The 3,104-nt window shown below is 49.6% G+C and carries 2 protein-coding genes; one reads left to right on the top strand and one right to left on the bottom strand.

Going from position 1 to position 3,104, the window contains the following annotated elements:
• Positions 1-241 precede the first annotated feature (241 nt).
• The gene (locus IQ260_RS29265; protein WP_193996583.1) at positions 242-1,993 is read left to right on the top strand and encodes a hypothetical protein; all 1,752 of its coding nucleotides are present in this window, start codon (positions 242-244) and stop codon (positions 1,991-1,993) included.
• Positions 1,994-2,034: 41 nt separating this feature from the next.
• Here the strand turns inward: IQ260_RS29265 and IQ260_RS29260 are convergent, their stop codons facing one another.
• A complete protein-coding gene (locus tag IQ260_RS29260) occupies positions 2,035-2,556 on the bottom strand; it encodes a YHS domain-containing (seleno)protein (RefSeq protein WP_193996582.1) in 522 nt (173 codons plus the stop codon).
• Positions 2,557-3,104 lie beyond the last annotated feature (548 nt).

Below are 3,104 nucleotides of genomic sequence, written 5' to 3'. Positions count from 1 at the left end.
GAAAAATAGGGTAAGGGTGGCTATCGGCAGCACCCAGATTTGGAGAACGGACGGCTTCCGAGGTAAAAAACTCACAGATATATCCCCTGGCTGTCATTACCTGAGGGCCTCAGGCTGCGCCAGTGTACCATCCAACGCTAGGTTAGAAACTGAGGTCCGCGACTGAGACCAGCGGTAGAAAACGTAATACACTGGCCGGGCACCTACGCCATGTCCAGCCTGTTTATCGGAGAGTCAGACCATGCTAGCTAAACGTATTCGACTGTGGTTATTGACCCCGAGTCAGGTTAGCAATCGTCAAAAAACGTTTGGGCTGCTTATTAGTCTTTTATTTGCTCTAGCGTATGGTCTGATGGCAGCACACCAGGCTTTCTCGGCGGATTACGTTATCCAAGAAGATGCCCGTCACTATCTTTTTTGGATGGATCGCTTTGCCAATCCCAATGCGTTTCCTAACGATCTAATTGCCGATTATCTACAGTCCATCGCGCCTGTGGGCTATAAGTTGTTTTTTCGCACTGCGAGTGCCCTTACCACCCTAGATCCCCAGACCATTGCTAAACTGTTGCCGTTGCCCTTGGGGCTGATTACAGCTGGTTTTTTCTATCAGTTAACCCTCGCAGTCTTGCCCCTACCGCTGACCGGGGTGATTGCATCGGTGCTGTTAAGCCAGAGTATGTGGTGTGCTCAAGACGTGGCGTCTGCCACCCCCCGCGCCTTTGTCATGCCGTTGCTGGTGCCACTCTTGTTGTATTTTATGCGACAGCAATGGCGGTTAAGTTTAGGATGCCTGGGGCTATTGGCCTTTATATATCCCCCCGTGGCGTTAGTGGCGGGCACCCTCTATGTCGCCAACGCCATTCAGTTTAGAGCGCTGGGAAAATCCGCCCGATTGAGCCCGCTAGTGGATCGTGACAAACTCGGGCTAGCGGCGATCGCTATTTTGATTGTGGCCCTGGGTATTTTGCCTAGCTATCTCAGTTCTCAAAGTTTTGGCCCGGTGGTCACCATGGCCCAGGCCCATACCCTGCCAGAATTTCAACCCGGTGGCCGCCATCCATTTTTTAGGGATAATCTGCTGTATTACTGGCTAGGCTGGCTGTCTAGCCACAGTGGCTTGTTTAAGCGCTCTATGTTTACGCCAGTGACGATGCTGGCGGCCCTGTTGATCTGGCCGATGTACCTGACTAGGGAACGGTTTGTATTATTCAACATGATTAGGCCGACCTGGCGAGTGTTTATCAGACTTACCCTCGTCTCTCTATTCTGGTTTGTGATGGCCTATGGGATTGCCTTTAGGCTATTTATGCCCGTCCGGTATACAGGCCATAGCTTTTTAGTGATTGTTCCGATTTTAAGTGCGATCGCATGGACTCTGCTAATCGACTGGGGCGCTCACGTGGCGCTGCGATCGCGCTGGCAGTCCTGGGGCATCTCCCTGGTGCTACTAACCATCGGCTTACCCATTTTCTTTTACTATCCGCTACTGCTCAACAACTTTCCCAAACCCAATAATGTGGTGGGGAGCCAAGCCGCAGTCTATGAATACTTGCAAACCCAGCCCCAGGGAACACTAGTCGTCTCAGTTGATCGCCAGGCTAGTGACATTCCCAGCTTTGGCAGACGTTCGGTACTCGTTGCCCCTGAATATGGCAATGCGTTTCACCTCAGTTACTATCAGCCCATGCGAGAACGAGCCAGTGCGTTACTAGATGCTCAATACACCGACGACCCTGCCGTGATACAGCGATTTATTCAGCAATACGGCATTACCCTATGGCTGGTGCATCAACAAGCCTTTACCCCTGAGTATTTAGGTAAACAAACCTACTGGGCCAATAACTATAAGCCTTTGGCTACTGAGATACTCTCCAGGCTTCAGCAAGGCCATACACCAGCCCTGCAAGGTGCAGTCAACCGCTGCACCCAGCTAGAGACTGAGCAGTTTTGGTTGCTAGAGTCCAGCTGTATTATTCAGCAGATATCGCCCTAGCACACAAGCAACTGAACGCTTTAGACCAGCAGGCCGACCTTTTAGTTAGCCAGCACACCGGGCCAGTTTTGGTCTGCCTGGGCAATGTATCCAGGAATATCCTTAGACCAACGCTTTTGAATTTTATCGTTGTAGTTTAGGTACAGTTTGCCATCAACGATTTCCCAAGCCGTAGGTTCGATGGAGGCGGTGCTACCTTGACTCACCGCATAGGCGCAAAAGCCGCCATACTGGGGAGCATACTCCTCAGGATTAGCTGCAAACAGATCGCGATTTTCCGCTGAGGCAAACTGCCAAGTCGCCCCTTCCCAATCATGGGTAAACTCATCACTACCGGGGGTGTACTCACCTGCTGTAAAGTAGGCCACCGGATCGGCACCACGAATGGCGATGCCATCTTCAGCAAATACAGCATAGGTCGCTGCGGTCTGTTCCGTTTGTTCGGATTGTTCAGCCGTTGCCGGGGCATCAGCGGACGATGTGGGGCTTGAATTGGATGCCGCGCAGCTAGCCAATACCATTGTGCCAGCTAAGGCGATAGAAAGAAGAATTGAGCGTTTCATGGCACAGTGAATGAACGGTTATCTAGATTAATACGCAGTTAATCTGAAAACCACCTGAGAAATTCTATTCAGTTCACTGAGAGTGCTGACGAGTAGAGCTTGCTGAAAAACGGATCAAATTAGCTAAAAATACAAGCGTCAAATTTTGATGATGTTGGCAACGGTTTACACATAGTAGTGGGTACTTTAATCAACACGCTAAGATATGGGCAAACGCTATTATGCTGAGACATTAGCAGATAAATATAGCTAGGAAATGCGGCAGTTATTACTCCACTTCTCCAGTCAGCATGGAAAAATAATATTCACCTCCCAAGCTTACAATTATTCGTGCTTTTCGAATTGATTAGTCATCATTGTATCGGATGCCTCACTCACTCCAAAATATATCGTTCCCGATTCGGATTTTCCTGGCTCATGCTAGGGCGTGTCATCAATTAGATAGACGAAAAAATCGATAGGTATTTCTATCATAAAGTCGTCGATAACGATAAGAGGACAATGACGAACCGCCGATATGCCCTGCGCGATGACCAATGGGAGCGGAT

The organism is Leptolyngbya cf. ectocarpi LEGE 11479, from assembly GCF_015207065.1.
GTDB lineage: Bacteria > Cyanobacteriota > Cyanobacteriia > Phormidesmidales > Phormidesmidaceae > Leptothoe > Leptothoe ectocarpi.
The sequence above is the reverse complement of the archived record's forward strand: the minus strand, read 5'-3'. Positions and strand labels throughout refer to the sequence as shown.